The organism is Streptomyces sp. NBC_01635 (genome assembly GCF_045209715.1).
GTDB classification, from domain to species: Bacteria; Actinomycetota; Actinomycetes; order Streptomycetales; family Streptomycetaceae; genus Streptomyces; species Streptomyces hirsutus.
Genome location: NZ_CP109277.1, coordinates 2,393,028 through 2,413,340 on the forward strand (window position 1 = coordinate 2,393,028; position 20,313 = coordinate 2,413,340).

24 protein-coding genes are annotated in these 20,313 nt (G+C 73.2%); 7 read left to right on the forward strand and 17 right to left on the reverse strand.

Features of this window, described 5'->3' with window-relative positions; genetic code table 11:
- Positions 1–97: 97 nt before the first annotated feature.
- The 5 genes from OHB56_RS11335 to hisI all read right to left on the reverse strand — a co-directional run bounded on the left by OHB56_RS11335 (position 98) and on the right by hisI (position 3,674).
- Positions 98–523: a DUF2752 domain-containing protein gene (locus tag OHB56_RS11335; protein ID WP_406353008.1), complete on the reverse strand. Its 426-nt coding sequence runs from the start codon at positions 521–523 to the stop codon at positions 98–100.
- Between the two features lie 85 nt (positions 524–608).
- Complete coding sequence (locus tag OHB56_RS11340; protein ID WP_326752147.1) at positions 609–860, reverse strand: HGxxPAAW family protein; 252 nt, start codon at positions 858–860, stop codon at positions 609–611.
- A 147-nt stretch (positions 861–1,007) separates the two neighbouring features.
- Positions 1,008–1,649, reverse strand: coding sequence for a TIGR02234 family membrane protein (locus OHB56_RS11345; protein WP_326752148.1), 642 nt, complete (start codon positions 1,647–1,649; stop codon positions 1,008–1,010).
- Positions 1,650–1,758: 109 nt separating this feature from the next.
- Positions 1,759–3,252 carry an anthranilate synthase component I gene (locus OHB56_RS11350; protein WP_326752149.1) on the reverse strand — a complete coding sequence of 498 codons (1,494 nt, stop codon included), beginning with the start codon at positions 3,250–3,252 and terminating at the stop codon, positions 1,759–1,761.
- An 11-nt stretch (positions 3,253–3,263) separates the two neighbouring features.
- Positions 3,264–3,674, reverse strand: coding sequence for a phosphoribosyl-AMP cyclohydrolase (hisI, locus tag OHB56_RS11355; RefSeq protein ID WP_326752150.1), 411 nt, complete (start codon positions 3,672–3,674; stop codon positions 3,264–3,266).
- Between the two features lie 159 nt (positions 3,675–3,833).
- Here hisI and OHB56_RS11360 point away from each other — a divergent pair, with 159 nt between their 5' ends.
- Positions 3,834–4,469 carry a TIGR03085 family metal-binding protein gene (locus OHB56_RS11360; RefSeq protein WP_326752151.1) on the forward strand — a complete coding sequence of 212 codons (636 nt, stop codon included), beginning with the start codon at positions 3,834–3,836 and terminating at the stop codon, positions 4,467–4,469.
- Positions 4,470–4,577: 108 nt separating this feature from the next.
- Positions 4,578–4,976: a VOC family protein gene (locus tag OHB56_RS11365; protein ID WP_326752152.1), complete on the forward strand. Its 399-nt coding sequence runs from the start codon at positions 4,578–4,580 to the stop codon at positions 4,974–4,976.
- Between the two features lie 67 nt (positions 4,977–5,043).
- On the opposite strand, the gene hisF is transcribed toward OHB56_RS11365, so the two are convergent.
- The 8 genes from hisF to hisD are packed head-to-tail and all read right to left on the reverse strand — an operon-like array spanning position 5,044 to position 10,907.
- Positions 5,044–5,802, reverse strand: coding sequence for an imidazole glycerol phosphate synthase subunit HisF (hisF, locus tag OHB56_RS11370; protein ID WP_055627705.1), 759 nt, complete (start codon positions 5,800–5,802; stop codon positions 5,044–5,046).
- A complete protein-coding gene (locus OHB56_RS11375) occupies positions 5,799–6,299 on the reverse strand; it encodes a Rid family hydrolase (RefSeq protein ID WP_406353012.1) in 501 nt (166 codons plus the stop codon). The genes hisF and OHB56_RS11375 overlap by 4 nt, the downstream gene beginning before the upstream one ends.
- Positions 6,296–7,021, reverse strand: a complete 726-nt coding sequence (priA, locus tag OHB56_RS11380; protein ID WP_055597882.1) for a bifunctional 1-(5-phosphoribosyl)-5-((5-phosphoribosylamino)methylideneamino)imidazole-4-carboxamide isomerase/phosphoribosylanthranilate isomerase PriA — start codon at positions 7,019–7,021, stop codon at positions 6,296–6,298. Before priA ends, OHB56_RS11375 begins: the two co-directional genes overlap by 4 nt.
- Positions 7,022–7,025: 4 nt before the next feature.
- The gene (gene hisH, locus OHB56_RS11385; protein ID WP_406353014.1) at positions 7,026–7,667 is read right to left on the reverse strand and encodes an imidazole glycerol phosphate synthase subunit HisH; all 642 of its coding nucleotides are present in this window, start codon (positions 7,665–7,667) and stop codon (positions 7,026–7,028) included.
- 2 nt (positions 7,668–7,669) lie between these two features.
- On the reverse strand, positions 7,670–7,828 hold the full coding sequence (locus OHB56_RS11390; protein WP_279336570.1) for a hypothetical protein: 159 nt from the start codon (positions 7,826–7,828) through the stop codon (positions 7,670–7,672).
- Positions 7,829–8,422 (reverse strand): imidazoleglycerol-phosphate dehydratase HisB, encoded by a 594-nt coding sequence (gene hisB, locus OHB56_RS11395; RefSeq protein WP_055571490.1) that lies wholly within the window; start codon positions 8,420–8,422, stop codon positions 7,829–7,831. It abuts the gene before it with no gap.
- On the reverse strand, positions 8,419–9,558 hold the full coding sequence (locus tag OHB56_RS11400; RefSeq protein WP_326756962.1) for a histidinol-phosphate transaminase: 1,140 nt from the start codon (positions 9,556–9,558) through the stop codon (positions 8,419–8,421). Before OHB56_RS11400 ends, hisB begins: the two co-directional genes overlap by 4 nt.
- Positions 9,559–9,581: 23 nt before the next feature.
- On the reverse strand, positions 9,582–10,907 hold the full coding sequence (hisD, locus tag OHB56_RS11405) for a histidinol dehydrogenase (RefSeq protein WP_326752154.1): 1,326 nt from the start codon (positions 10,905–10,907) through the stop codon (positions 9,582–9,584).
- A gap of 207 nt (positions 10,908–11,114) precedes the next feature.
- Between hisD and OHB56_RS11410 the strand changes: the two genes are divergently transcribed.
- The 4 genes from OHB56_RS11410 to ybaK all read left to right on the forward strand — a co-directional run bounded on the left by OHB56_RS11410 (position 11,115) and on the right by ybaK (position 15,240).
- Complete coding sequence (locus OHB56_RS11410; protein WP_326752155.1) at positions 11,115–12,692, forward strand: oxidoreductase; 1,578 nt, start codon at positions 11,115–11,117, stop codon at positions 12,690–12,692.
- Positions 12,693–12,864: 172 nt separating this feature from the next.
- Positions 12,865–13,914 (forward strand): hypothetical protein, encoded by a 1,050-nt coding sequence (locus tag OHB56_RS11415; protein WP_406353017.1) that lies wholly within the window; start codon positions 12,865–12,867, stop codon positions 13,912–13,914.
- Between the two features lie 11 nt (positions 13,915–13,925).
- Positions 13,926–14,666 (forward strand): LON peptidase substrate-binding domain-containing protein, encoded by a 741-nt coding sequence (locus OHB56_RS11420; protein WP_326752157.1) that lies wholly within the window; start codon positions 13,926–13,928, stop codon positions 14,664–14,666.
- A 70-nt stretch (positions 14,667–14,736) separates the two neighbouring features.
- Positions 14,737–15,240, forward strand: coding sequence for a Cys-tRNA(Pro) deacylase (ybaK, locus tag OHB56_RS11425; protein WP_406353018.1), 504 nt, complete (start codon positions 14,737–14,739; stop codon positions 15,238–15,240).
- 460 nt (positions 15,241–15,700) lie between these two features.
- On the opposite strand, the gene OHB56_RS11430 is transcribed toward ybaK, so the two are convergent.
- From OHB56_RS11430 to OHB56_RS11445, 4 genes are all read right to left on the reverse strand, one after another.
- The gene (locus OHB56_RS11430; protein ID WP_406353020.1) at positions 15,701–16,483 is read right to left on the reverse strand and encodes an AAA family ATPase; all 783 of its coding nucleotides are present in this window, start codon (positions 16,481–16,483) and stop codon (positions 15,701–15,703) included.
- 68 nt (positions 16,484–16,551) lie between these two features.
- The gene (locus tag OHB56_RS11435; RefSeq protein ID WP_326752160.1) at positions 16,552–17,373 is read right to left on the reverse strand and encodes an ABC transporter permease; all 822 of its coding nucleotides are present in this window, start codon (positions 17,371–17,373) and stop codon (positions 16,552–16,554) included.
- 127 nt (positions 17,374–17,500) lie between these two features.
- The gene (locus OHB56_RS11440) at positions 17,501–18,475 is read right to left on the reverse strand and encodes an ABC transporter ATP-binding protein (RefSeq protein WP_326756963.1); all 975 of its coding nucleotides are present in this window, start codon (positions 18,473–18,475) and stop codon (positions 17,501–17,503) included.
- 211 nt (positions 18,476–18,686) lie between these two features.
- On the reverse strand, positions 18,687–19,898 hold the full coding sequence (locus tag OHB56_RS11445) for an NYN domain-containing protein (RefSeq protein WP_406353023.1): 1,212 nt from the start codon (positions 19,896–19,898) through the stop codon (positions 18,687–18,689).
- Between the two features lie 222 nt (positions 19,899–20,120).
- On the opposite strand from OHB56_RS11445, the gene OHB56_RS11450 reads away from it, so the two are divergent.
- Complete coding sequence (locus OHB56_RS11450) at positions 20,121–20,285, forward strand: hypothetical protein (protein WP_326752162.1); 165 nt, start codon at positions 20,121–20,123, stop codon at positions 20,283–20,285.
- The last annotated feature ends 28 nt before the right edge of the window (positions 20,286–20,313 follow it).

Below are 20,313 nucleotides of genomic sequence, written 5' to 3' on the forward strand. Positions count from 1 at the left end.
GGACGAAACCGGTGGTCACTGCGATGGTATCCGCAGCAGGGGGTACGGCTCACATCCGGTTGACGCCGGTCCCACTACCTGGACGTTCGCCTTTTGATCAAGGATGCAGCCAGCCACCGAACGGCAGGTTCCGGACAACCGTGAAGACCAGCACGAACGCCCCCAGGGACCACAGGAGCACCGGTCGGGGGTCGATGCGCAGGGGTTTTCCGCGCACCGCGCGGACCACCCATACGGTCCAGAGGACGGCGAAGGCCGCGTAACCGAGGACGGCGGGCGCGTTGGCCTGGAGGGCGGCCAGGAGGTCGCCGTGGGCTACGGCGTGCGCGCTGCGCAGTCCGCCGCAGCCGGGGCAGTACAGGCCGGTGAGGCGCAGCAGCGGGCAGGCGGGGTAGTGGCCGGGCTCGTTGGGGTCCACGGCCCCCACGTAGAAGAAGGCGCCGACGACGGCGGCGAGCGCTCCGGCGGGGAGGACGAGTCGGGCGGCGAGGCCGCGGGGCACGCTGCGGCTGACGGCGTTCACGGGGTGATTGTGCCCCGCGCCCGCGCGTCGGGGGCGGTTCCGGCACCCGGGTGCCGGCCGCCCCCGTCCGGAGCGCTCCCGGTGATCAGCTCTCGGCGCGGGCCGGCTCACGGCCCGCGGCCGGCGGGTTGAGCGGGTGGAAGTGCGGCTTCTGGCCCATGCCCATCTTGCTCATGATTCCGCCGACGACACCGCCGAGCAGCACGATGCCCATGCCGACCCAGAAGCCCACCGGCGAGGCCACCACCATGAACAGGCTCGCGACGCAGAAACCGATGAACGAGATGATGACACCGGTCCAGGCGGCCGGGGTGTGACCGTGGCTGCTGCCCGCCATTGCTTGCTCCTCAGTGCTGTGTACGTGTCTGAGCAGGACGCTCGGATCGATTGTCCCGCACGTGCGCGCGTGCCGTGATCGGGGGTGCTCCTCCGCGCGGCGAACGCCCCCGGCCGGCCGCTCGTCGAGGGGTGGCGGCCCGGTGGTTCAGGCTCCGGTCGGGTCCTCGCCCCGGTCGAGGGCCTTCCACAGTTCCTCCGGCCGGTCGGGATCGCCGGCGGCTGCCGTGCGGCGTGGCCGCGGGGCGCCGGCTCGCTCGTAACGGCCGGACATCGCGGGCCACAGCCTGCCGTAGCGCAGGGCGAGCACGCCGGCCAGCAGGAGCAGCAGGCCGCCCACGGCCGCGACGTAGGGCCAGGCCGTGTGGCTGAGGGCTTCCACGGCGGCCGACGTGTCGCCGGAGACCTCGGCGGCCTTGTCGTCGAGCGCGGAACTGTCGGAGGCGCCGAGCAGGGCCGCCGCGACGGTGCCCGCCCCGGCCAGGGCGAGCAGGGCGGCGACGGTGAACCGGCCGGCCCGGCGGACGGCGAAGACAGCGACGAGCGCGGCCAGGCCCACCACGGCGAGGGCGGCGGGGACGCCGGTGACGTCGCTGCCGTTCGCGGTCAGGGGGAAGGAGCCGCCGGCCACGGTCGCGGTGCCCTTGGACCACTGCTGCCGGGTGGCGAGCAGGGCCACGGCCGCGCCCAGGGCACCGCACAGCAGGGCGACGGCGAGGCTGAGGCGGCCGGCCCGGGCGGAGCCGGCGGCCTCGGAACGGGGGTGAGGTACGGCAGTCACGTACTCCACTATCGCGTGAACCGCGCGCGAACGGTCACCCGGGGGCTCGTCCCGGTCGCATCTCACACGGCTCCGGACGCGTCCCGCGCGGCCCCGGGCAGGTGTCACCCCGTGCGTGTCACCCCGTGCCCAGCCGGTTCGCCGTGTGGACGGCGCGCAGCACGGCGGCCGCCTTGTTGCGGCACTCGGTGTCCTCGGCGACCGGGTCGGAGTCGGCGACGATCCCGGCGCCCGCCTGGACGTACGCGGTGCCGTCGCGCAGCAGCGCGGTGCGGATGGCGATGGCGGTGTCGGAGTCGCCGGCGAAGTCCAGGTAGCCGACGCAGCCGCCGTACAGTCCGCGCCGGGACGGCTCGAGTTCGTCGATGATCTGCATGGCGCGGGGCTTGGGCGCGCCGGAGAGGGTGCCCGCCGGGAAGCAGGCGGTGAGCACGTCGAAGGCGGAGCGGCCGGGCGCGACCCGGCCGGTGACCGTCGAGACGATGTGCATGACGTGCGAGTACCGCTCGACGGACATGAAGTCGACGACCTCGACGGAGCCGGGCTCGCAGACCCGCCCGAGGTCGTTGCGGCCCAGGTCGACGAGCATGAGGTGCTCGGCGCGTTCCTTGGGGTCGGCGAGCAGCTCCTCGGCGAGGGCCTGGTCCTGCTGCGGGGTGGCGCCGCGCGGCCGGGTGCCGGCGATGGGGTGGACCATCGCCTGTCCGTCGTCGACCTTCACGAGTGCTTCGGGGGACGATCCGACGACGTCGAATGCGTCGAAGCGGAACAGGTACATGTAGGGCGACGGGTTGGTGGCCCGCAGCACCCGGTAGACGTCCAGGGCGCTCGCCGTGACCGGGGTCTCGAACCGCTGGGAGGGGACGACCTGGAAGGCCTCTCCCGCGCGGATGCGTTCCTTGATGTCCTCGACGGCGGCCCGGAAGTCGGGGCCGCCCCACAGGACCGTGTGGTCGGGGAGTTCGGAGGGCGGGAGGACGGCCGGGGGCTGGGCGACCGCGCGGGAGAGGTCGGCCTCCATGGCGTCCAGGCGGGCCACGGCGTCGGCGTGGGCCTCGTCGACGCCGGTCTCCAGGTCGTTGTGGTTGATCGCGTTGGCGATCAGCCAGACGGAGCCCTCCCAGTGGTCCATCACGGCGAGGTCGCTGGTGAGCAGCATGGTCAGCTCGGGCAGGCGCAGGTCGTCCCGCTCGCCGGGGCCGATCTTCTCGAGCCGGCGCACGATGTCGTAGCCGAGGTATCCGACCATGCCGCCGGTGAAGGGCGGCAGGCCGAGGTCGTGGGCGAGGTCGCGCGGGGTGTGCAGGGCTTCGAGGGTGGCGCGCAGCGTGGCGAGCGGGTCGCCGCCGGCCGGTACGCCGACGGGCGGGGTGCCCTCCCAGTGCGTCTGTCCGTCCCGCTCGGTGAGGGTGGCGGCACTGCGGACGCCGACGAAGGAGTAGCGGGACCAGGACCGTCCGTTCTCGGCGGACTCGAGGAGGAAGGTGCCGGGGCGCTCCGCGGCGAGCTTGCGGTAGAGCGCGACCGGGGTGTCGCCGTCGGCGAGCAGTTTGCGGGTGACCGGGATGACCCGGCGGTCGGTGGCGAGCTTGCGGAACGTCTCGAGGTCCATGGCGGCAGACCTTACTGACCGGGGGCGTGCGCGCCGCTTCCGGCACGGTCCGCGGGGGCGTCGGTGAGCAGCACGTCGGCGTCGAAGCAGGTGCGGGCGCCGGTGTGGCAGGCGGCGCCGGTCTGGTCGACCTGGACGAGGAGGGTGTCGGCGTCGCAGTCCAGGGCGACGGACTTCACGTGCTGGACGTGGCCGGAGGTGTCTCCCTTGACCCAGTACTCCTGGCGGCTGCGCGACCAGTAGGTGCAGCGGCCGGTGGTCAGGGTGCGGTGCAGCGCCTCGTCGTCCATCCAGCCCAGCATCAGCACCTCATGGGTGTCGTACTGCTGTGCGATGGCGGGCAGGAGGCCGTCGGGGCTGCGCTTGAGCCGCGCGGCGATCTCCGGGTCGAGGCGGCTGGGCCGGGACGTGCTGCTGGTCATGGAAACCATTGTGCCGTGCGGGTGGGCGGCGCCCGGGTCGCGTCCACGGGTTGGAAGGACGCGGGGACGAAACGGGCCGGGGTGGTGCGCACGCGTCTCGTTGGGGTGACGGCCGGGGGACGGGTGGGCGGACCGGGCGGGCCCCCGTAGGCTGACTGCATGTCGACCCATGCCAAGCGTGAACGACTTCTTCTGGCCGACCTGCTGGAGACCGCGGGCCCTGAGGCCCCCACTCTGTGCGAGGGCTGGCGCACCCGCGACCTCGCCGCCCACGTGGTGGTGCGCGAGCGCCGCCCGGATGCCGCCGGCGGGATGGTGGTCAAGCAGCTCGCCCAGCGTCTGGAGCGGGTGATGGCGGAGTTCACCGCCAAGCCGTACGAGGAGCTGATCCAGCTGATCCGTACCGGTCCGCCGCGCTTCTCGCCCTTCAATCTCAAGCAGATCGACGAGCTGTCGAACGTCGTCGAGTTCTACGTCCACACGGAGGACGTGCGCCGCGCGCAGCCCGAGTGGGCGACGCGCGAGCTCGACCCGGTGTTCCAGGACACCCTGTGGTCGCGGCTCGAGCAGACCGCCCGGATGATGGGCCGCGGTGCCCCCACGGGCCTGGTGCTGCGCCGCCCGGACGGCCGGACGGTGGTCGCCCACCGCGGCACGCCGGTGGTCACGGTGACCGGTGAGGCGTCGGAGCTGGTGCTGTTCCTCTACGGGCGGCGCCAGGTGGCCAAGGTCGACCTGGAAGGCGAGGCGGACGCGATCGAGAAGCTGAACGCGTCCAAGCAGCTCGGTATCTGAAGCCGCACGCTCTCGGGGACCGTCCCAGTACGGTCATGGATACCGGGGCCGGTGACCGGTGCCGGCGACCGGCCCCGGAAAGACTGCAAGATCGGAAGAAGAATCCCCATGATCAAGGTCGCCATGACCAGCGTGTACGTCGACGACGTGGCGAAGGCGCACGCTTTCTACACCGGCGTCCTCGGCTTCGAGACCCGCACCCGGACGGACCTGGGCGACGGCACCCTGTTCGTCACGGTCGGGGCGGGCGAAGGAGCGCAGCGGGATCTGGAGCTGCTGCTGGAGCCGGGGCAGGGTCCCATCGCGGAGCCGTACCGCAGGGCGGTGCGCGAGGCGGGGCTGCCCGCCATCGTGTTCTCGGTGACGGACCTTCGCGCGGAGTACGAGCGGCTGCGCGGCGAGGGCGTGAACTTCGTCCAGGAGCCGCAGGATCAGGGGCCGGTGCTCACCGCCGTCCTGGACGACACGGTCGGCAATCTGGTCCAGCTCGCCCAGCCGAAGGACTGAGCGGGCCGGCCGGGCGCCGCACCCCGCCCGGGCGCCGGGAGCGGCGGCCGGGCGGCGCGCGGCGGCCTCACCGTACCGGGTGGCCCGCTTCCCGCAGGGTCTGCTTGACCTGGCCGATGCGCAGGTCGCCGAAGTGGAAGACCGAGGCGGCGAGGACCGCGTCGGCGCCCGCGGCGACCGCGGGCGGGAAGTCGGCGAGCCGGCCCGCACCGCCCGAGGCGATCACCGGGACGGTGACGTGCTTGCGGACGGCGGCGATCATGTCGAGGTCGTAGCCGTCCTTGGTGCCGTCCGCGTCCATGGAGTTGAGCAGGATCTCGCCCGCGCCCAGCTCTGCGGCCCGGTGGGCCCACTCGACGGCGTCGATGCCGGTGCCCCGGCGGCCGCCGTGCGTGGTGACCTCGAAGGAGTCGCCGGACCCGGTGCGGCGGGCGTCGACCGACAGGACGAGGACCTGGCGGCCGAAGCGCTCGGCGATCTCCCGGATGAGGTCCGGGCGGGCGATCGCGGCGGTGTTGACGCCGACCTTGTCGGCGCCCGCCCGCAGCAGCTTGTCCACGTCCTCGGTGGTGCGGACGCCGCCTCCCACGGTCAGCGGGATGAACACCTGTTCGGCGGTGCGGCGCACCACGTCGTAGGTCGTCTCGCGGTTGCCCGACGAGGCGGTGATGTCCAGGAACGTCAGCTCGTCGGCGCCTTCGGCGTCGTACACCTTGGCCATCTCGACGGGGTCGCCCGCGTCCCGCAGGTTCTGGAAGTTGACGCCCTTGACGACCCGGCCGTTGTCCACGTCCAGGCAGGGGATGACTCGGACCGCCAGGGTCATGAATCGTGCTCCTCTAGTGTCTGTTCGGTGTCCGCTGATTGATCTCGGTGCCCGCTGACCGGTCCCGGTGTCCGGCGGCGGTCTCCGGGCCGGCGGGCCGGCCCGGTGGCGTCGAACGCCTCGACCTCCACCGCCACCAGCACGCGCGAGTCCATGAAGCCCTCCACCACCAGGAGAGTCGTGACCGGGCGCACCGCCTCGAACAGCTCCCGGTGGGCGCGGCCGGCCGCGTCGATGTCCCGCGAGTGCGCGAGGTACACGCGCGTGCGGATCACGGAGTCGACGCCGAGCCCGAACTCGGCGATCGCCTCCAGGGCGCTGCCGAAAGCGGCCCTGGCCTGTTCGTACGGGTCGCCCTCCCCGTACAGGACGTCGCCCTTGAACGCGGTCGTGCCGGCCACCAGGACCCGGTCGCCCGCCGCCACGGCGCGTGCGGACCCGAAGGACTCCTCCCAGGGGCTGTCGCCCCGCACGCGCCGTACGGCTTCGGATGTCATCGGGACACAGCCTCCAGGGCCTCTTCCAGGGTGAACGCCTTCGCGTACAGGGCCTTCCCGACGATGGAGCCCTCGACGCCGAGCGGGACGAGCTCGGCGATGGCCCGCAGGTCGTCGAGCGAGGACACGCCGCCGGAGGCGACCACGGGGCGGTCGGTGACGGCGCAGACGTTCTTCAGCAGTTCCAGGTTGGGGCCCTGGAGGGTGCCGTCCTTGGCGATGTCGGTGACGACGTACCGCGCGCAGCCCTCCTTGTCGAGACGCCCCAGCGTCTCGTAGAGGTCGCCGCCGTCGCGGGTCCAGCCGCGGCCGCGCAGGGTGGTGCCGCGTACGTCGAGGCCGACGGCGATCTTGTCGCCGTGCTCGGCGATGACCTCGGCGACCCATTCGGGGGTCTCCAGGGCGGCGGTGCCGAGGTTGACGCGCGTGCAGCCGGTGGCCAGGGCCGCGGCGAGCGTGTCGTTGTCACGGATGCCGCCGGACAGCTCCACCTTGATGTCCATGGCACCTGCGACCTCGGCGATCAGCGCGCGGTTGTCGCCGGTGCCGAACGCGGCGTCCAGGTCCACCAGGTGCAGCCACTCGGCGCCCGAGCGCTGCCAGGCGAGCGCGGCCTCCAGCGGGGAGCCGTAGGAGGTCTCGGTGCCGGACTCGCCGTGCACGAGGCGGACGGCCTGGCCGTCGCGGACGTCGACGGCGGGGAGGAGTTCGAGCTTGGCCATGTCGCTACAGGGTTCCGATCCAGTTGGTGAGGAGCTGGGCTCCGGCGTCGCCGGACTTCTCGGGGTGGAACTGCGTCGCCCACAGGGCGCCGTTCTCCACGGCGGCGACGAACGGTTTGCCGTGGGTGGACCAGGTGACCTTGGGTGCCCGCATCACCGGGTTGTCCACCTGGAGGGACCAGTCGTGGACGGCGTAGGAGTGCACGAAGTAGAAGCGGGCGTCCGCGTCCAGGCCGGCGAAGAGTTCGGACCCGGTCGCCGCGTCCACGGTGTTCCAGCCCATGTGGGGCACGATGTCGGCCTGCAGCGGCTCGACCGAGCCGGGCCATTCGTCCATGCCCTCGGTCTCGACGCCGTGCTCGATGCCGTGGGCGAACAGGATCTGCATGCCGACGCAGATGCCCATGACGGGCCGGCCGCCGGACAGCCGGCGGTCGATGATCCAGTCGCCGCGCGCCTCCTTGAGGCCCTTCATGCAGGCGGCGAAGGCGCCGACGCCGGGGACCAGCAGCCCGTCGGCGTTCATGGCGGTGTCGAAGTCGCGGGTTATCTCCACCTCGGCGCCGGCGCGCGCGAGGGCGCGCTCGGCGGAGCGGACGTTGCCGAAGCCGTAGTCGAAGACCACGACCCGTTTGGTGGCGCTCACGGTCACACCTCCAGCCGGAGGATGCCCGCGGCCAGGCACATCGCGGCGCCGATGCCGAGCACCGCGATCACCCCCTTGGGCAGCTTCTGCTTGCTGAACGAGACGACGCCGCCGACGAGGAACAGACCGACGACGATCAGCGCGGTGGACAGACCGTTCATCTACAGGGCGCCCTTCGTGGAGGGCAGGATGCCCGCCGCACGGGGGTCGCGCTCGGACGCATACCGCAGGGCCCGGGCCAGCGCCTTGAACTGGCACTCGACGATGTGGTGCGCGTTGCGCCCGTACGGCACGTGCACGTGCAGCGCGACCTGGGCCTGGGCGACGAAGGACTCCAGGATGTGCCGGGTCATCGTGGTGTCGTACTCGCCGATCATCGGCGCCATCTTCTCGGGCTCGGTGTGCACGAGGTAGGGGCGGCCGGACAGGTCGACGGTGACCTGGGCGAGGGACTCGTCCAGCGGGACCGTGCAGTTGCCGAAGCGGTAGATGCCCACCTTGTCGCCGAGGGCCTGCTTGAAGGCGGCGCCGAGGGCGAGGGCGGTGTCCTCGATGGTGTGGTGCGAGTCGATGTGCAGGTCGCCCTCGGTCTTCACGGTCAGGTCGAACAGACCGTGCCGGCCGATCTGGTCGAGCATGTGGTCGTAGAAGCCGACCCCGGTGGAGATCTCCGTCTTGCCGGTGCCGTCGAGGTCGATCTCGACGAGGACCGACGTCTCCTTCGTCGTCCGCTGGACGCGTCCTACGCGGCTCATGCGCTCTGCTCCTTCGGGGGTGTGGGGGTGGCCCCCACGTAGCTGACCAGTTCACCGACCGCGTCGAGGAACGCGTCGTTCTCGGCCGGGGTGCCCGCGGTGACCCGCAGCCATCCCGGTACGCCGTTGTCCCGCACCAGGACGCCCCGGTCGAGGATCTTCTGCCAGACCACGTGGGAGTCCGCGAACGTGCCGAACTGGACGAAGTTCGCGTCGGACTCGGTGACGTCGTAGCCGAGGGTACGCAGTGCGGTGACCAGCCGGTCCCGCTCCCCCTTCAGCTGCTCGACGTACTTCAGCAGCGTATCCGTGTGTTCCAGGGCGGCCAGCGCGGTCGCCTGGGTGACGGCGGACAGGTGGTAGGGCAGGCGGACGAGCTGCACGGCGTCCACCACGGCCGGGTGCGCGGCGAGGTAGCCCAGGCGCAGTCCCGCCGCGCCGAACGCCTTCGACATGGTGCGGGAGACGACGAGGTTCGGGCGGCCCTCGATCAGCGGCAGCAGGGAGTCGTCGTGGCTGAACTCGACGTACGCCTCGTCCACGACCACCATCGACGGCCCGGCCGCCTGTGCGGCCTCGTACAGGGCGATAACGGTCTCGGCGGGGACCGCGGTGCCGGTGGGGTTGTTGGGAGTGGTGACGAAGACGACGTCCGGGCGGTGCTCGGCGATCGCCTTCTCGGCGGCGGGCAGGCCGATGGTGAAGTCCTCGCCCCGGGGGCCGGAGACCCAGCCGGTGCCGGTGCCGCGCGCGATGAGTCCGTGCATCGAGTACGAGGGTTCGAAGCCGATGGCCGTGCGGCCGGGCCCGCCGAAGGTCTGCAGCAGTTGCTGGATGACCTCGTTGGAGCCGTTGGCGGCCCAGACGTTCTCGGGGCCGACGGGGTGGCCGCCGCTCTTCGTCAGGTACTCGGCCAGCCGGGTGCGCAGCTCGACCGCGTCCCGGTCGGGGTAGCGGTTGAGGTGGCGGGCGGCCTGGCGGACCCGCTCGGCGATCCGCTCGACCAGCGGTTCGGGCAGCGGGTAGGGGTTCTCGTTGGTGTTCAGCCGTACCGGGACGTCCAGCTGGGGCGCGCCGTAGGGGGACTGGCCGCGCAGCTCGTCGCGTACGGGGAGGTCGTCGATGGTGACGTTCACGGGGTCGGTGGCGTTGATGGCGTTCACTTGCTCTCGGGTACCTTCCAGCCGAACCGGGCCTTGATCGCCGCGCCGTGCGCGGGCAGGTCCTCCGCCTCGGCGAGCGTGACCACGTGGTGCGCGACGTCGGCCAGCGCGTCCTCGGTGTAGTCGACGATGTGGATGCCGCGCAGGAAGGACTGGACGGACAGGCCCGAGGAGTGGCAGGCGCAGCCGCCGGTGGGCAGGACGTGGTTGGAGCCGGCCGCGTAGTCGCCCAGGGAGACCGGGGACCAGGGGCCGACGAAGATCGCGCCGGCGTTGCGTACCCGGCCGGCGAGCGCGGCGGCGCCGGCGGTCTGGATCTCCAGGTGCTCGGCGCCGTAGGCGTCGACCACGCGCAGGCCCTCCTCGATGCCGTCGACCAGGACGATCGCGGACTGTCGGCCGGCGAGCGCGGGGGCGATCCGGTCCTCGACGTGCCGGGAGGCGGCGACCTGGGGGGCCAGCTCCTTCTCCACGGCGTCCGCGAGAGTGACGGAGTCGGTGACCAGGACGGCGGCGGCCAGCGGGTCGTGCTCGGCCTGGCTGATCAGGTCGGAGGCGACGTGGACCGGGTCGGCCGTGTCGTCGGCGAGGATCGCGATCTCGGTCGGTCCCGCCTCGGCGTCGATGCCGATGCGGCCGGTGAAGTAGCGCTTGGCGGCGGCGACCCAGATGTTGCCGGGGCCGGTGACCATGGGGGCGGGCGGGCAGGACTCCGTGCCGTACGCGAACATGGCGACGGCGGTGGCGCCGCCCGCGGCGTACACCTCGTCGACTCCGAGCAGGGCGCACGCGGCGAGGATCGTCGGGTGCGGCAGTCCGCCGAACTCCTTCTGTGCCGGGGAGGCGAGGGCGATCGACTCGACGCCCGCCTCCTGGGCCGGGACCACGTTCATGATCACGGAGGACGGGTACACGGACCGTCCGCCGGGCGCGTACAGGCCCACGCGGTCGACCGGCACCCACTTCTCGGTGACGGTGCCGCCGGGGACGACCTGGGTGACGTGGGTCTCGCGGCGCTGGGCGCGGTGCACGAGCCGGGCGCGTCGGATGGACTCCTCCAGAGCCGCGCGCACGGCCGGGTCCAGTTCCTCCAGCGCGTCGGCGAGCGCCCGCGCCGGGACCCGGACGGATTCCAGACGCACGCCGTCGAACCGTTCGGCGAAGTCGATCAGCGCCGCGTCGCCCCGATGGTGCACGTCCTCGCAGATGGGCCGCACCCTCTCAAGGGCGGCCGCGACGTCGAAGTCGGCTCGGGGCAGCAGGTCGCGCAGGGCGGGGCCCTCGGGGAGGGTGTCGCCGCGCAGATCGATTCGGGAGATCACGTGCTCAATTCTCTCAGACCCGCCCCCGACGCCGTGCGGGCGTTCCAATGGCTGATACGCGGCCCTCCCGGTAACCCATTGTGCGCACCCGGAAGATCCTCCTTACTTTCTGTGTTCGAGGCGTCACCCGGTGGGCATGAACCGTTGTACGCGTACGAGTTGTACGAAGTGACGAACCCACGAGTACCTGGGGAAGGAGGGAGGACCGTGACCGAGGGGGAGGGACGACGCCCCGGCGAGGTGCCGGCCGACCTGACGGCGCCGGAGGCCGGCATGTGGCAGGCCTTCCGCAACGGCAGTGTGTACGACCTGAGCAGCGGGGACTCCGCCGTCGACGATCCGCACGGAGGGCATCCGTGGGGGCCCGAGCGGACCGTCCGGGCGCGGGTCGTGTGCTGGCTCCTGCTGGACGGCCCGCCCGCACTGGCCGGCCGGGTCTCCTCGCTGAAGCTGGTCGGGGTGCTGATCAGCGGCGCGCTGGACCTCGCGGGCGGCACGGTGATGCCGTACGTGGAGATGCGCGACTGCCGTTTCGAGGGGGACGTGCTGCTGCCGGAGGCCCGCTTCACGACGGTGCGGCTGGTGGACTGCTCGGTGCCGCGGCTGGAGGCGGCCCGGCTGCAGACCGAGGGCGATCTGCATCTGCCGCGCTGCCGGTTCCTGAGGGGCATACGGCTGACCGACGCCCGGATCGGTACGGACCTGATGCTCAACCAGGCGGTCGTGCACCGCGACCGCAGCGGCCGGTCGATAGCCGCGGACGGCATGACGATCGGCCAGGACCTCCAGGCCGAGCTCCTGGAGTCGCACGGTGAGCTGAGCTTACGCAGCGCGACGATAGGCGTCTCGGTGAATCTGCGCGGGGCCCGGCTGGTCAACCCGTCCGCCCGGCTTGCGTTGAACGCGCCGCAGCTGACCGTCGAGCGGTCGCTGTACCTGACGCCCGCCGGGGTCGGCACCCAGGCGCGGAGCGGGATGACACCGGCGCGCGGGACACGGATCCAGCGGTTCGACTGCCAGGGCGGGATAAGGCTGGACGACGGGCGGTTCGGCGACGCGGTCGACTTCGAGCGGGCCCGGTTCACCCTGACCGACGACCAGGAGCTGTCGCTGCGCCGGGTGCAGACGCCGGAGCTTCGCTTCCTCGGGGAGCGGCCGGCCCGCGGGCGGGTGGCGCTGTCCGGGGCGCGGGTGGTCAACCTGATGGACCGGGCGGACAGCTGGCCGGGGCCGGGCCGGCTGCACATGGGCGGCTTCGCCTACGAGAACCTCGTGCCGCGCGGGCCGTTCCCGCTGGCGGAGCGGCTGGAGTGGGTGGCCGCGGCGAGCGCCGAGTACACCCCGGAGCCGTACGAGCGGCTGGCCGCCGTGCTGCGGGCGGGCGGCGAGGAGGAGGACGCCCGCGAGGTGCTGCTCGCCAAGCAGCGCCGGCGCCGCGAGGGCCTGCCCCTGGCGGCCAAGCTGTGGGGCTACGCGCAGGACTGGACGGTCGCCTACGGCTACCGGCCGGGGCGGGCCGCGGTGTGGATGGCGGTGCTGTGGGCGGGCGGTTCGCTGGCGTTCGCGCACGCGTACCATCCGCCGGTCAAGAGCGGCGAGCATCCGGCGTGGGACCCGTCCCTCTTCGCCCTGGACCTGCTGCTGCCGGTGATCGACCTGGGCCAGGTGGGGTTCTGGCACCTGCGCGGCGGCTGGCAGTGGCTCGCGGCCGCCTTCATCCTGCTCGGCTGGATTCTCGCCACGACGGTGGCGGCGGGCGCGACCCGGACCCTGCGCCGCGGCTGACCGGCCCGCCCCGGCCCCTGACCGTCCTCCGCCCAGCGTCCGACCAGCGACGACGGGTGTCTTTGCGGCCCCGGAGGGCTCGCCTCCTTTTTACCCGGCCTTGAACGAACGGCGTACAACCTTCCGCGACTTCCGTGAAGGGTCTGGCGCCGCTGTGACCTGCGGTCTTTCAATGGTCGACACCATGGCTCTGCTGCACACGTTCACCCGTGCGTCCCGGGTGCGAGAGAAGCCGGGCGCCGCCCGGCCCGGCGTCCTCGTGCTGCCCGCGGACGCCGAGGTGCTGCTCGACGCCCCCGACGAGGTCCTCGGTCCGGTCCTGGTCGGGGCCGCGGCCGGCGACCCGGCGCCCGCCGCCGGCCTGCTCGCCGCCACCCGGCATCGCGGGTCGTGGGAGCACCGCGACCGGTATGTGCGGCAGCTGGCCGTCTTCGCCCGTTCGCGCCCCGAGTGGCTGGACACCTGGCGCGTCCACGACCCGCACAGCCCCGACGGGCTGCTCGTGGACGCCCAGCGGGCGGTGCACCGCGCCTGGGACTCACCGGCCCGTGCCGAACTGCTGCGCGAGGTGAGCCCGTCGATCACGGCCGCCGCGCGGGCCGATCACCGCGACCCGGTGCCGTGGCGGCTCGCCCTGGACCACGCCCGCGGCGCCCGGGCCGGGCACCGGTACTTCCAGGAGCTGTGGGAGGCCGCGGTCCGCCGCGCCCCGCACCACTACGGCTGCCACGTGGCGGCCCTGCGCTACCTGTCGTCCTCCTGGCACGGCGCGCACCTCGAGTGCTTCGACTTCGCCGACCAGGCCGCGCAGGACGCGCCGGACGGCTCGCTCACGCAGGCCCTGCCGCTGCGGGCGGCCTTCGGTTACCTCACCGACGGGGGCGGCGCCGAGGTGCCGCGCGAGCGGCTCGACGCGGCGGCCGACCGCGCTCTGGCCCTGTCCGCCCGGCTTCCGGCGGCCCACCCCCGGCCGGCCGGCCTGCGCAACCTTCTGGCGTACGTCCTGCTGCGTCTGGAGCGCCGGCCGGAGGCCCTGGAGCAGCTGCGGCTCACCGGCCCGTACGCCACCTCCACGCCCTGGGACCGGGAGGCGGAGGACCCCCTCGGCCGGTTCCTGGAGGTGCGCCGGGGCCTGCACGAGGAGGCGGCCGCCGGTCCCGCCGCGGCCTCCCGGCATCCACGGAGTGAACGGGGCCGCCGGGCCCGGTCCGGCGACCATTAGGCTTTTGCGTCGTGACCACCGCCCGGCTCCCGCTCTTTCCCCTGAACTCGGTGCTGTTCCCCGGGCTCGTGCTTCCGCTGAACATCTTCGAGGAGCGCTATCGCGCCATGATGCGCGAGCTTCTGAAGACACCGGAGGACGAGCCGCGCCGGTTCGCCGTCGTGACGATCCGCGACGGCCACGAGGTCGCCCCGAGCGCCCCCGGCATCCCGGACCCGACGGCCGTACCCGAGCTGGGGCCCGCGGCGGGCTTCGGCACCGATCCGCTCCGGTCCTTCCACAAGGTGGGCTGTGTGGCCGACGCGGCGACGATCCGGGAGCGGGCCGACGGCACCTTCGAGGTGCTGGCGACGGGGACGACGCGGGCGCGGCTGCTGTCGGTCGACGCCTCCGGGCCGTTCCTGACGGCCGAGCTGGAGCCGGTGCTCGAGGCTCCCGGCGAGGAGGCGGGGGCGCTCGCCGAGGGGGTGCTGCGGGCGTTCCGCCAGTACCAGAAGCGGCTGGCGGGGGCGCGGGAGCGGTCGCTGGCGACCGGCGCGGAACTGCCGGACGAGCCGGGGGTCGTGTCCTATCTGGTCGCCGCCGCAATGATGCTCGACACGCCGACGAAGCAGCGTCTGCTCCAGGCGCCGGACACCGCGTCCCGGCTCCGCGACGAGCTGAAACTCCTTCGCACGGAGACGGCCATCATCCGCAATCTGCCGTCGCTGCCGGCGGCGGAACTGACCCGCGGGCCGACGCACCTCAACTGACGTACGACCGTACGACTTCCCGGAGCGGGACGGGACCGGGACCGGGCACAGGGACGGGAGCAGGGCCGGGATGGCGAAGAAACCGAAGAAACAGCAGCAGTCGGGCGGTACGCCCGCGACGGTGACACTCACCGCGGCCGGGGTGCCGTTCACGGTCCACTCCTACGACCACGACCCCGCCCACCCGTCCTACGGCGAGGAGGCGGCCGAGGCGATGGGTGTCTCCCCCGACCGGGTCTTCAAGACGCTGGTGGCGGACGTCGACGGCGCGCTGACGGTGGCGGTGGTCCCGGTGGCGGGGCAGCTGGACCTGAAGGGCCTGGCGGCGGCGGTCGGCGGCAAACGGGCCGCGATGGCCGACCCCGCCCTGGCGGAACGCACCACGGGCTACGTCCGGGGCGGCATCTCTCCCCTCGGCCAGCGCAAGCGGCTGCGTACGGTGCTGGACGACTCGGCCGGCCGGCACGAGACGGTCTGCGTCTCGGCCGGCCGCCGCGGTCTGGAGGTCGAGCTCTCTCCCGCCGACCTGGCCGAACTGACCTCGGCGGTGCTCGCCCCGATCGGGCGTGCCTGAACCCTGGGGTCCGTCCGGCGGATCGTGCCGGAGACGCGGGCCGGCACGCGCATCCGCCGCGTTGTCGTCACTCGCCGACTCCCCCGCTCTCGACTCCTCCCCCACTCTCGGCTTCGCTCGAGCGGGGGCACCCCCATGAGCAGGGGGGACCCCCATCGCGTCGGCTCCTTCCTCCGCCGTGCGGCCGCACGCTCCCCCAAGTTCTCGGCTCCGCTCGAACAGGGAGGGACCCCCAGGGCCCCGCTCGCTCCGGCCGGACGGATACCGTCGGTCACCTCCGGCCCGACCCGCCGGACAGACCCTGGACGGACTCCGCCTTTTCGGTTAATCAGAAGAGGCATGTCGAAGAGAACACGCAAACGCAAGTGGCGTACCAGGAAAGGCCGCGCGAACCATGGCAGGCGCCCGGCCTGACACCCCGACCGGGCCGGGGCCGTGGGGTCTGCCCGCCGGGCAGGCCCTACGGCTTCGGAAATCCGCCGTGCGGCGGCTGCGGGACGTACGGGTCGGCCGGCGGGTAGGGGTCGGGGTCGCGGGGGCCGAACAGCGCGGTCAGGCCCAGGTGGACGACCAGCCCGGCGAACGGCCAGGCCAGCAGTGCCCCTTTGGCGCTCAGCTTCAGCGGCGCGTCGAACGTCACCCCCTTGCCGACGTCCCTCGCCTGGGCGATGACGTCCTGCGCGGGCCCGAGCCACACCCCGAGCCGCCACGCCAGCAACGATCCGAGCAGCCCGCCGACCCCGAGCGCCACCACCAGCGGCACACTCCCGCGCCTCCGCACGAGGAACACGGCGAGCGCGCTCACCGCGCCGAACGCCAGCGCGAGCAGTACGAACGTCCCGTCCACGCCGATGGCCTGCTCACCCTCGGTGTCCTTGAGGTAGACGACCCAGCTGTCGCCCGTGACGTCGCCCACCAGCGGGACCCGCGGCGCCAGCCACCACCACAGCACCCCGAGCAGCACCCCGCCGAGCGCCACCGCCACCGCGGTCACCGCGGCCTCACGCAGTTCCGTCTTCATCCCGGGGCCGTCCTGTTCGTACCAGCCGTAGCCTGCCCGGTCACCGTGCCGGGCAGGCCCGGCCGCGGCGTCCGGGGCGGACCCGTCGGCCGAGGCGGACCCGTCGGCCGAGGCGGACCCGTCGGCGGAGGCGGCGGCCACCTGCCCGGCGGACGGTGACTGCCACCCGCCCTGCGGGGAGTGTTCATGCGGAGGCGGTGGTGGTGTCAGAGGTGCGCTCACCCTGACATCGTGCCAGGCCCGGCTGTGCGGCGTGACACGGACAGGTCACCGACGGGACACCGTACGGATCAGCGGACGGCGGCCCTGCGGTACGCCCAGGCCGCCACGGCCAGCGAGAGCACGCCGACCACCCCGCACACGGCGAGGTCGCCGAGGACCAGCGCCCAGTCGGGACGCGGCGCGAAGGTCCGCGCGAGGGCCTCGACGCCGTACGTCGACGGCAGCAGGTCCCGGACGACGCGTACCGCCTCCGGCATCCGCTCCGCCGGCAGCACACCCAGCAGCAGCGCCGCCGACATGCCGAGCTGGCCGAGCAGCGTGGCGAACTCGGGCCGCGGCGCGAGCAGCCCCAGGGCGGCTCCCAGCCCGGCGAGCGCGGCGCCCGACAGCGGGATCACGGCGGCCAGCACCCACAGGTGCGTCAGCGGCAGCCCGAACAGCACGCATCCGAAGGCCGCCGTCACCACGGTCCCCGGGACGGTGAACGAGGCGTAGGCGCCGGCCGTGCCCAGCACCACCGCGGCCGGCGGCACCGGCAGCGTCGCGTAGTGGTCGAGTCCGCCGCTGGCCCGCAGCTGTCCGAAGTACTGCGCGAGCAGGTTGAGTGCGACGAAGGCAACGACCAGGACGGCCGATCCGGCCACCACCGCCCGCGCCTCCGAGCCGCCGTCCACGACCCCGCGCATCAGGATCATGATCCCGACGGACTGGAAGGTCGCCACGAACAGCAGGGGGATCCGCGCCACCCGCGCCCGGGAGAGCTGCGCCCGGTACACGGCCGCCAGCGACGGCCACAGCCGCGCCCGGGGGCCGAGCACGGCGGGTTCCGGCGCGCTCTCCTCCGCGGCCAGGACGGCGCCCGGCAGGACATCGGCGGGTACGACACTCACGTCGCGCTGCTCCCCTTCGCTCGGAGGTTCGCCCGGATCCACTCCGGCAGTCGTCCTGTTCTGTTCTGTACGGATACGGCGCCGTTCCGTACGGATACGGCGGCCGGTGCACTCAGGGGTCCGCCGTTCATGCCTTCACCAGCCCCTGCCGCACGGCACCGCCCAGCGCCAGGTACACGTCCTCCAGAGTGGGCGTGGTGAGCGTGAAGTCGTCCAGGGCGGCGAAGGCGGCGCCGCCGGTGACGGTGGCGACGACGGCGCGGGCCTCCTCCGGCCCGAGCCGCAGCGTCCAGCGGCGGCCGGACTCGGCGGCGCGGTCCTGGAGCGCGGCGACCTCCGGCACGTGCAGGGGGGCCGTCTCGCGCCACACCAGGTCGACCCGGACCTCGCCCGCGACCTGCTCCTTCAGCCCGGACGGGCTGTCGCAGGCGATCACCCGGCCCCGGTCGAGCACGGCGACCCGGTCGAGCACGGTCTCGGCCTCGATGACGTTGTGGGTGACCAGCAGCACGGTGGCGCCCTGCTCGGCCCGGCGCCGGTCGACGGCGGACCACACGGCGCGCCGCGCGATCGGGTCCATGCCGACGGTGGGTTCGTCGAGCACCAGCAGGGGCCGCTCGCCGACCAGCGAGGCGGCGAAGCAGGCCAGCCGGCGCTGGCCGCCGGACAGCTTCTTCAGGGGGCGCGCGGCGATCGGGGTGAGCCCGAGTTCGTCGAGGACGTCGTCCCGCTCCGCGCACGCCCGCTTCGCGTCGAGGCCGCGCAGCCGCGCGGTGGTCTCGACGGCGAGCGACACGGTCAGCTCGTCGAGGGCGGTGGACTCCTGCCCGAGGTAGGCGAGGATCCGCGCGGCCCGCTCGGGGTGGCGCACGATGTCGTGGCCGAGGATCCGGACGCTGCCGCGGTCGGGCCGCATCAGTCCGGTGAGCTGGCGTACGAGGGTGGACTTGCCGGCGCCGTTCGGCCCGAGCAGTCCGAAGATCTCACCGCGCCGGACGTCGAGCGTGACGTCGTCGGTGGCCCGGACCTCGGGGGTCGCCGGCACTCCGCGGCGTCCACGGGCCGCCGGATAGGTCTTGGTCAGCCCGCGCACCACGCACACGATGTCACTGTCGTGCCGGAATGCCTGTACCGCGCGCGTACTCACAAGAAACGAGACTACGGGGTCCGCGCCCCCGATCCACTTCCGGGTCGGCCGACCACCCCGGAATCCCCGGGGGAACGACGAGTCGGCCGCACGGCACCGGTCCGCCCCGGCACGGGGCCGCACGGGGACGCCACCGCGGGGTCGGCGCCCGGCCCGGGTGCCCGGATCAGTCCCCGACCGGGGCACGGTCCGTCCCCGTGCGTACGTCCAGCTCGCGCCAGAAGCCCGCACGGATGGCGTACCGGTCGCGTTCGTCGATCTGGTCGTCCTTGTGGGCGAGCAGGCCGAAGCGGGCGGCGTAGCGCAGCAGCTCGCCGTCGACGCGGTGCGGGATGCGGGGGTACATGCCGGACAGCTTCTGGACACTGCTCTGCTCCCCCAGCCGCTCCAGCCAGCGGCGGGCGAAGACCTGCCCCACCTCGAAGGGGTCCCCGCCGACCGTGGTGATGTCCTCCTCACGGTCGGCCCACCGCTGCTCCGCCGTGGTCAGCTGGGCGAGCGTCGGCATCGAGGCGGCCTCGGGAGGCTCGGCGACGGGCCGGTCGACCCAGCCCTTGTCGGAGGACCAGCGCAGGGTGGCGGACTGCGGCGGGTGGGGGTGCGGGGCTCCCGGGCCGCGCAGGGCCGCCAGGTCCTTGGGAGTGGGGACGCCCTTGGCGGCGGGTGCCCGCTCGCCGGTGCCGTTGTGTCCGGCGACGGCCGGGTGCGGCGGCTCCTGGGCGGCCGGCTCCTCCCCCTGGGCGGGCGCGGACTCCGGCAGCGGGGCGGAGAGGATCGCGGCGATCTCTGGACGGGCGGCGGGGGGCGGCGCGCACACCCCGGAGTAGTCCTCCTTGGCCCGCACCGCCCCGGTGATCCAGGCACGGTCCAGCACCCGGCGTTCGTCGGCCTCGGCCACCAAGTCCTCGGACTGGTTGTAGTCGCCGTCGGCGGCCTGGACGGCCCACAGGTGGACGGCGACACCGTGCTCCTTGGCCGCCATCATGCCGGGCAGCAGGTCGCCGTCGCCGGTGACCAGGACGATGTCGGAACAGGCGCGGTTGCGGGCCAGCTCGGTCAACTCGGCGTGCATGGCGGCGTCGACGCCCTTCTGCGCCCAGCGGCCGTCGCTGCGGGTGAGGGCGCCCAGCCGGACGGTGACCCTGGGCATGACCCGCAGCCGGCGGTGCTCGGGCTGCGGCACCCGGTCGGGGGCGCCGTCGAACCAGTAGATGCGCAGCAGGGGCCGGCCCGTGTCGGACTCGGCCCGGTCGCGCAGCCCTTGGATGAGGGCGGTGTGATCGACGGTGATCCGGGACCGCGAGGGCTCCCCGGCGAGGAGACTGGCGGCGGCCCCCAGCAGATACCCGGCGTCCACCAGGACGATGCAGCGGTCCACGCGATCCACCCTCTTTCCGGGAGGTTTGCTTCGGGCTTGCTTCGAGTCTGCCCGACCACGCCGGGGTTAACGGCCCGAACTCGATCTTCGGCGTGGCGTTTCCACACTTCCTTCGTCGACCCACCCTGTCACACACGGTAATTGTCCGACATGCGGTGGCCCTTCCGCCATGTGATTCTGGTCCCGGCCCTGGCCCCTAGATCCCCCACAGGAGGCATCACCATGGCCAAGAACAAGAACCGTGAACGGAAGCAGCCGCAGACCGCACGCGCCCCGCAGCCGGCGCAGCATCCCTCCGCGGAGCCGCAGACCGAGCAGCACGGACCGCAGATCACTCCCGGAGATGTCGCCCGCAAGGGCAGGGAGAAGCGCTTCGGCCACAACTGACGCCCGTGCGGTGGGCCCTTGAGCCCCG

Bases quoted from the DNA above. Each gene is read 5' to 3' on its own strand.
- OHB56_RS11390 (WP_279336570.1), bottom strand. From the start codon at position 7,828: ATGAACGGTCTGTCCACCGCGCTGATCGTCGTCGGTCTGTTCCTCGTC.
- OHB56_RS11415 (WP_406353017.1), top strand. From the start codon at position 12,865: ATGGTCGACACCATGGCTCTGCTGCACACGTTCACCCGTGCGTCCCGG.
- OHB56_RS11350 (WP_326752149.1), bottom strand. From the start codon at position 3,252: ATGGACCTCGAGACGTTCCGCAAGCTCGCCACCGACCGCCGGGTCATC.
- hisB (WP_055571490.1), bottom strand. From the start codon at position 8,422: ATGAGCCGCGTAGGACGCGTCCAGCGGACGACGAAGGAGACGTCGGTC.
- hisI (WP_326752150.1), bottom strand. From the start codon at position 3,674: ATGACCAGCAGCACGTCCCGGCCCAGCCGCCTCGACCCGGAGATCGCC.
- OHB56_RS11375 (WP_406353012.1), bottom strand. From the start codon at position 6,299: ATGACATCCGAAGCCGTACGGCGCGTGCGGGGCGACAGCCCCTGGGAG.
- OHB56_RS11365 (WP_326752152.1), top strand. From the start codon at position 4,578: ATGATCAAGGTCGCCATGACCAGCGTGTACGTCGACGACGTGGCGAAG.
- OHB56_RS11450 (WP_326752162.1), top strand. From the start codon at position 20,121: ATGGCCAAGAACAAGAACCGTGAACGGAAGCAGCCGCAGACCGCACGC.
- priA (WP_055597882.1), bottom strand. From the start codon at position 7,021: ATGGCCAAGCTCGAACTCCTCCCCGCCGTCGACGTCCGCGACGGCCAG.
- OHB56_RS11340 (WP_326752147.1), bottom strand. From the start codon at position 860: ATGGCGGGCAGCAGCCACGGTCACACCCCGGCCGCCTGGACCGGTGTC.
- OHB56_RS11360 (WP_326752151.1), top strand. From the start codon at position 3,834: ATGTCGACCCATGCCAAGCGTGAACGACTTCTTCTGGCCGACCTGCTG.
- hisF (WP_055627705.1), bottom strand. From the start codon at position 5,802: ATGACCCTGGCGGTCCGAGTCATCCCCTGCCTGGACGTGGACAACGGC.
- ybaK (WP_406353018.1), top strand. From the start codon at position 14,737: ATGGCGAAGAAACCGAAGAAACAGCAGCAGTCGGGCGGTACGCCCGCG.